Below are 6627 nucleotides of genomic sequence, written 5' to 3'. Positions count from 1 at the left end.
GGCGGGGAGCGTGGACGGGCGGCGAGTTTCAGTACTTGCTTCCTGCTCACCTCCCGCCTTCCGTCTCCCAACAAAAAAAGCGCGGACCTTCCGGTCCGCGCCCCTGAACGACCTGGGGGAGAGAGCCCTTCGTTCAATACGCCATGTTCTGCGACCAGTACGTCTCGATCTGCTTGACCAGCGCGTCCGGCAGCGGCACGTAACCCAGCGTGGTGGCCTGCGCGTCGCCGTTGGCGTAGACCCAGCGGAAGAATTCCTTGGCGCCCTTGGCGCCGGCGGCATTCTTGGGCTGCTTGTACATCAGGATGAAATTGGTGGCGATGATCGGCCAGGACTGCGCACCCGGGGCATTGGTGTTGACCAGGTAGAAGTCCTTGGTGGCACCCCAGTTGGCGCTGGCGGCGGCCGCGGCGAAGCTGTCGTCGCTGGGGACGATGAAGTTGCCTTCGGCATTCTTCAGGCGTGAGTAGGACATCTTGTTCTGCAGCGCGTAGGACAGTTCGACATAGCCGATGCCGCCCTTGATCTGCTTGACGTAGGCGGCCACGCCTTCGTTGCCCTTGCCGCCGATGCCCACCGGCCACTTGACCGTGGTGCCTTCGCCGACCTGGCTCTTCCAGTCGCCGCTGACCTTGGACAGGTAGTTGACGAAGTTGAAGGTGGTGCCCGAACCGTCGGAACGGTGGACGATGGTGATCTTGGCGTCGGGCAGGGTCAGGCCGCCGTTGAGGGCGGCGATGGCCGGGTCGTTCCACTTGGTGATCTTGCCCAGGAAGATGTTGGCCAGGGTTTCGCCATCCAGCTTCATCGCGCCAGCGGCGACGCCCGGCACGTTGATCACCGGCACGATGCCGCCGATCACGGACGGGAACTGCGCCAGCCCGGCCTTGGCCAGTTCGTCGGGCTTCAGCGGCGCGTCGGACGAGCCGAAATCGACCGTGCCAGCCTTGATCTGGGCAATGCCGCCGCCGGAACCGATGGACTGGTAGTTGACCTGCTTGCTGCTGGCCTTGGCGTAGTCGGCCGACCACTTGGACATGGCCGGGTAGACGAACGAGGCACCGGCGCCGGTGACATCGGCGGCCATTGCATTGGCCGACAAGGCGGCCGCGATGGCCAGCACCGCGACGCGCAATTTGAGGGAGTTGAACACTGGGTGGGCTCCTGGGAAGTGGATGATGCGGGTCATCCCGCTCGCGGCTATTCCATAACCATTGGGTGACAGTGCCGCGACTGCTGGATGACAGGCAGATGACGCCGGTGTCCGATTCACCCCTCGACGGTAGAAGGAAGCCTTGCAGAGGCAACGGCCTGTGCACGCTGGCGCCGGGTGTCGAGGCGGCCGGCCGCCGCGGCCGTCGGATAACCCGGCCGGCTCGCCGGAGATGACTGGGAGCTCTCCGTATAGCTCCAGGACCTTTCCGTATAGCTCCAGAACCTTTCCGGATAGGTCCGCGAGCCTTCCATACGGCTCCGCGACCTCTCCGGATGGGTCAGGAACCCTTCCGTGTGGCTCCGCGACCTCTCCGGATGGGTCCGGGACCCTTCCATATGGCTCCGCGACCTCTCCGAAGAGGTCCCGGACCCTTCCATACAGCTCGGCGACCCCATCGCAGAGGTCCGCTACTCCTCGACAGAGCTCGGTGACCTAACCCGGCATGCCTCGGCAATCGGCGGAGCGGGGCGATCCACCTCCGCTCCCGGCCGGCCGCCGGGGATTGCGCGGACGGCCTGGACATGGGCAAGCTGCCGGCTCAAGCCGATACCGGGGCGGGGCTGATGGTCCCGGCCACGCAGCGGTTGCACGGATGCGAAGCAAAAAAAAGCGCGGCCTTGGGCCGCGCTTGAAATGAAGCAATGAGAGGAGCGATTGGTTGCGGATTACCAGTAGAACTGGACGCGCGCTTCCAGCATGTTGGGATTGTCTTCCAGCACGCCCTTTTCCTGGTTGACCATCGCGTAGTTCAGCATGAACTTGAAGTTGGAACGCCAGTACCAGTTGACGCCCGCGGTGATGCTGTCCATCTCGCCGCCGACCACTGCGCCGTCGGTCAGGTCGATGGCGTCATAGCGCAGGCCAAGCTGCCACAGGCCCTTGGTCGGCTCGCTCGGCAGCGGCGTGGTCGGCACGCCGGCCTTGTAGCCCCAGGTCTCGCCGGTCAGGTTCCACAGGCCGGACACGTAGTAGCCGCTACCGGTGAAGTCGGCCGGGCCGCCGTAACGCTGCGCGTCGATGGTCATGTATTCGCCCTGCAGCTTGAACGGGCCAGTGACCCACAGGGCCTCGGCGCCGATCACGCTGACGCGGTCGGTGTGGTTGTTGAGGCTGGCGGCGCTGGTCAGGCTGCTGCCGGTGTCGACGAAGCGCGTGGGCACCATGTCGGCCATCGGGCGGGCGCGCAGGCGGATGCCGTCGCTGTCGGTGTCCTTGTCGATGTAGGAGGCACCGAAGTGCAGGATATTGCCGGCCTCGTTGATCGGGGCCCAGTAGCCGCGCACGGCATAGCCGCTGCCATGCTCGCGGTTGCGGGTCAGTTCGCGGCCGAAGTAGCTGGCGGTCAGCGCCCAGTTGTTGTCGCCATAGTTGTACTGCACGCCCACGCGGCGCGGCGTGCCCAGGCTGTTGGTGATCGAGGACTTGGAAATGAAGTCGTTGTTCTTGGTCGAGGACAACTCTTCCATGGTCGCGCCGGGCTGCTTGAACTGGCCGACCTGGATGAAATGGTTGGCGTTGTTGCCGAACTTGTACTTGACGTTGGCATCCAGCCACTTGTCGTCCTTGGCGTCGTAGCCCAGCACCCATTCGATGTTGCCCGGGCCCTTGCCCTTGAGCACGAGTTCGGCGCGGCGCAGTTCCTGCAGGTAATCCTTGCCGTCCAGGTCGGTGGAGACATCGGCGCCGTAGTCGATGCCATCGGTGTCGAAGTTGTAGAAGTCGGCCTGGACCAGTCCTTCGAAGGAAATTTCCGAACCGCCGATGACATCGAGCGCGACTTCGGCATGCGCGGCGGGAGCGGCCAGCGCCGCTAGCAGGGCGAGGGTAAGGAGGGAGCGGTACGGTTTCATGGGAAGCCCTGCGGCAGTGGGAAGATGCCGCGCAGGCTAGTCCGTGAAGATGGCGTTATTGTGACAAAGCTGTCTTATTTCGCTGCCGTGACACTTTTGCATGCATGTCGCGCGACGTGTCGCGTGCCACTTGCCAGTTTCGATAATTCCACTATTATCGAATAATGAAGCTCGAGTCCGCTGTCGTGTCCCTTGCCGCGCTTGCACAGAAGTCGCGCCTGGCCGTGTTCCGCCATCTGGTCCAGCTGGGCCCTTCCGGCTCCACGCCCGGCGACCTGATCGCCCGGCTGGGCATGAGTGCGTCCACCCTGTCATTCCACCTCAAGGCGCTGGCGCAGGCCGGCCTGATCGATTCGGACCAGGCCGGCCGCAGCATCACCTACCGCGCCAACTTCACCGCCATGCAGGGCCTGGTCGACTACCTGACCGAGAACTGCTGCGCGGGCGAACCCTCGGCTTGCAAGCCGGGCGCCGCGAAGGCCAGGCGCAAGCGCGCGTAGTAGTGGTTTCCGGCGCTGCCCATTCTTGAACGAAAATCCCGCCGTCTTCCAGCCCACATCGAATCGAGCACGCACATGACATCTTCCTGTCCCGATATCGTCATCTACCACAACCCCGAATGCGGTACTTCGCGCAACACCCTGGCGATGATCCGCAATGCCGGCATCGAGCCGCACGTGGTGGAGTATCTGAAGACGCCGCCCAGCCGCACGATGCTGGAGTCGCTGATTACCCGCATGGACATCAGCCCGCGCGCGCTGCTGCGCGAAAAGGGCACGCTTTTCGACGAGCTGGGCCTGGGAAATCCGGATCTGGCCGATGCGGCGCTGGTCGATGCCATGCTGCAGCACCCGAGCCTGATCAATCGGCCCATCGTGGTCTCGCCACTGGGCGTTGCCCTGTGCCGTCCCTCCGAACGCGTGCTGGAGCTTTTGCCGCAGGGGCAGCGTGGCGCGTTCACCAAGGAAGATGGCGAGCGCGTCGTGGATGATCGCGGGCAGCGCGTGCAGGACGGACCATGAGCGTCTTGCCATCGCCACGGCGACTGTCATTCCTGGATCGCTACCTGACCCTGTGGATTTTCGCCGCGATGGCACTGGGCGTTGTCCTGGGCGCAGCGTTCAAGGGGCTGCCGCAACTGATGGAACAGCTCTCGGTGGGCGGCACCAACCTGCCCATCGCCATCGGGCTGATCGTGATGATGTTCCCGCCCCTGGCCAGGGTGCATTACGAGGAACTGCACCGCGTATTCGCCGACCGCCGCGTGCTGCTGCTGTCGCTGGTGCAGAACTGGCTGATCGGACCGGTGCTGATGTTCGGCCTTGCGGTTTTTTTCCTGCACGACCAGCCCGAATACATGACCGGCGTGATCCTGATCGGACTGGCGCGCTGCATCGCCATGGTCCTGGTCTGGAACCAGCTTGCCTGTGGCGACAACCAGTACGTGGCCGGGCTGGTTGCGTTCAATTCGATCTTCCAGATCCTGTTCTTCAGCGTGTATGCGTGGTTGTTCCTGAGCGTGCTGCCACCGCTGTTCGGGCTGGCGGGCAGGGTGGTCGATGTGAGCTTCTGGACCATCGCCAGGGCCGTGCTGGTCTACCTGGGTATTCCCTTCCTGGCCGGATACCTGACCCGCCGGGTGTTGCGCCAGCGCAAGGGCGACAACTGGTACGAGCAGGTGTTCCTGCCGCGCATCGGGCCGTTCACGCTGGTGGCGCTGCTGTTCACCATCGTCGCCATGTTCAGCCTGAAAGGTGGCGATGTCCTGCGCCTGCCCGTGGATGCGCTGCGGATCGCGCTGCCGCTCTCCATCTACTTCCTGGTGATGTTCGTGGTCAGCTTCCTGATGGGCAAGTGGATCGACGTGGATTATCCGCGCACCACCGCACTTGCCTTCACGGCGGCCAGCAACAATTTCGAGCTGGCCATCGCGGTGGCCATTGCCGCCTTCGGCCTGGCCTCGCCGGTTGCCTTCGCCGCGGTGATCGGCCCGCTGGTGGAAGTGCCGGTGCTGATTGCACTCGTGCACGTTGCCTTGTGGCTGGGCCGCCGTTACTTCGTCGACACCGCTCCACTCGCGGTTCGCAATGCACCGGAAGCGGCGCCATGAACCTTATGAATCAAACCGCGCCCGTCGATCGCCTGCGGTTGCTGCACGACGCTGACGTGATGCCTGCGCTACAGCGGGAACTGCTGCCCTCCCCGCTGTGGAAAGCGGGCGACGCGGGCCACGCGCCACGCATCCTGCTGCTGTACGGGTCGCTGCGCGAGCGTTCGTTCTCGCGCCTGGCTACCGAAGAGGCGGCGCGCATCCTGCAGTGGCTGGGTGCGGAAACACGCATCTTCGATCCGCGCGACCTGCCATTCCCGGACCAGGTTGCAGGCGACGACCATCCGGCCGTGCATGAACTGCGCGCGCTGTCGCTGTGGTCCGAAGGCCAGGTGTGGTGCAGTCCAGAACGCCACGGACAGGTCACCGGCTTGATGAAGGCGCAGATCGACCAGCTGCCGTTGTCGATGGGCGCGGTGCGGCCGACCCAGGGCCGCACGCTGGCGGTGATGCAGGTGTCCGGTGGCTCGCAGTCCTTCAACGCGGTCAACACGCTGCGCATCCTGGGGCGCTGGATGCGCATGTTCACCATCCCCAACCAGTCCAGCGTGGCCACCGCCTGGAAGGAATTCGACGAAGCTGGACGCATGCGTCCTTCGGCGTACTACGACCGCATCGTGGACGTGATGGAAGAGCTGGTGCGTTTCACCCTGTTGCTGCGCCCGCAGATCGATCAGCTGACCGACCGCTATTCGGAGCGCAAGGAAAGTGCGAAGGCGATGGCGGAGTTCGCCAGCGCTGCCAGCAATTCCTAGGGCGCTGGCCCGGGCGTCTTGTCCCTGAACCTGCACAGGTCGCGGATCACGCATTGCGGGCAGTCGGGTTTGCGCGCCTTGCATGCATAGCGGCCATGCAGGATCAACCAATGATGCGCATCCTGCCTGTAGTCCTCGGGCACGACCTTCATCAACCGGTCCTCGACCGCGCGGACATCCTTGCCCGGTGCCAGTCCAGTGCGATTGGAAACGCGGAAAATATGCGTGTCCACGGCGATGGTGGGCTCGCCGAAAGCGGTGTTCATCACCACGTTGGCGGTCTTGCGGCCGACGCCCGGCAATGCCTCGAGCGCGGCGCGGTCGCGTGGCACCTCGCCTGCATATTCCTCGACCAGGATGCGACAGGTCGCGATGACGTTCTTCGCCTTCGCGTTGAACAGGCCGATGGTGGCGATGTAGGGCTTCAACCCGTCCTCGCCCAGGGCGAGGATCGCCGCAGGCGTGTTGGCGACCGGGTACAGACGGCGCGTGGCCTTGTTGACGCCCACGTCGGTGGCCTGCGCCGACAGGATCACGGCCACCAGCAGCTCGAAAGGAGTGCTGTAGGCGAGCTCGGTGGTGGGATGCGGGTTGAGTTCGGCCAGGCGCGAGAACATCTCGCGCACTTCGTCCGGCTTCAGTCTGGTTGATCCGGCTGCCTTCCGGTAGGACGCCGTGGGCATGACCGCTGGCGCT

Annotated in this window: 7 protein-coding genes; 4 read left to right on the top strand and 3 right to left on the bottom strand. The window is 64.5% G+C overall.

Annotation, left to right across the window (positions count from 1 at the left end; genetic code table 11):
* Positions 1-133: 133 nt before the first annotated feature.
* Both pstS and DT603_RS08330 read right to left on the bottom strand, forming a co-directional pair.
* The gene (pstS, locus tag DT603_RS08335; protein WP_211368349.1) at positions 134-1189 is read right to left on the bottom strand and encodes a phosphate ABC transporter substrate-binding protein PstS; all 1056 of its coding nucleotides are present in this window, start codon (positions 1187-1189) and stop codon (positions 134-136) included.
* A 692-nt stretch (positions 1190-1881) separates the two neighbouring features.
* A complete protein-coding gene (locus tag DT603_RS08330; protein ID WP_162349399.1) occupies positions 1882-3066 on the bottom strand; it encodes an OprO/OprP family phosphate-selective porin in 1185 nt (394 codons plus the stop codon).
* Between the two features lie 164 nt (positions 3067-3230).
* On the opposite strand from DT603_RS08330, the gene DT603_RS08325 reads away from it, so the two are divergent.
* The 4 genes from DT603_RS08325 (at position 3231) to arsH (ending at position 5931) form a co-directional block, all read left to right on the top strand.
* Positions 3231-3566, top strand: coding sequence for an ArsR/SmtB family transcription factor (locus DT603_RS08325; RefSeq protein ID WP_162349398.1), 336 nt, complete (start codon positions 3231-3233; stop codon positions 3564-3566).
* 75 nt (positions 3567-3641) lie between these two features.
* The gene (gene arsC / locus DT603_RS08320) at positions 3642-4088 is read left to right on the top strand and encodes an arsenate reductase (glutaredoxin) (RefSeq protein ID WP_162349397.1); all 447 of its coding nucleotides are present in this window, start codon (positions 3642-3644) and stop codon (positions 4086-4088) included.
* Positions 4085-5176 carry an ACR3 family arsenite efflux transporter gene (gene arsB / locus DT603_RS08315; protein ID WP_162349396.1) on the top strand — a complete coding sequence of 364 codons (1092 nt, stop codon included), beginning with the start codon at positions 4085-4087 and terminating at the stop codon, positions 5174-5176. The genes arsC and arsB overlap by 4 nt, the downstream gene beginning before the upstream one ends.
* Positions 5177-5235: 59 nt before the next feature.
* Positions 5236-5931, top strand: coding sequence for an arsenical resistance protein ArsH (gene arsH / locus DT603_RS08310; protein ID WP_162349422.1), 696 nt, complete (start codon positions 5236-5238; stop codon positions 5929-5931).
* Here arsH and nth read toward each other — a convergent pair.
* A complete protein-coding gene (gene nth / locus DT603_RS08305) occupies positions 5928-6614 on the bottom strand; it encodes an endonuclease III (protein ID WP_162349395.1) in 687 nt (228 codons plus the stop codon). The genes arsH and nth overlap by 4 nt on opposite strands.
* Between the last annotated feature and the right edge of the window lie 13 nt (positions 6615-6627).

The organism is Pseudoxanthomonas gei, assembly GCF_010119615.1.
Lineage (GTDB): Bacteria > Pseudomonadota > Gammaproteobacteria > Xanthomonadales > Xanthomonadaceae > Pseudoxanthomonas_A > Pseudoxanthomonas_A gei.
The sequence above is the reverse complement of the archived record's forward strand: the minus strand, read 5'-3'. Positions and strand labels throughout refer to the sequence as shown.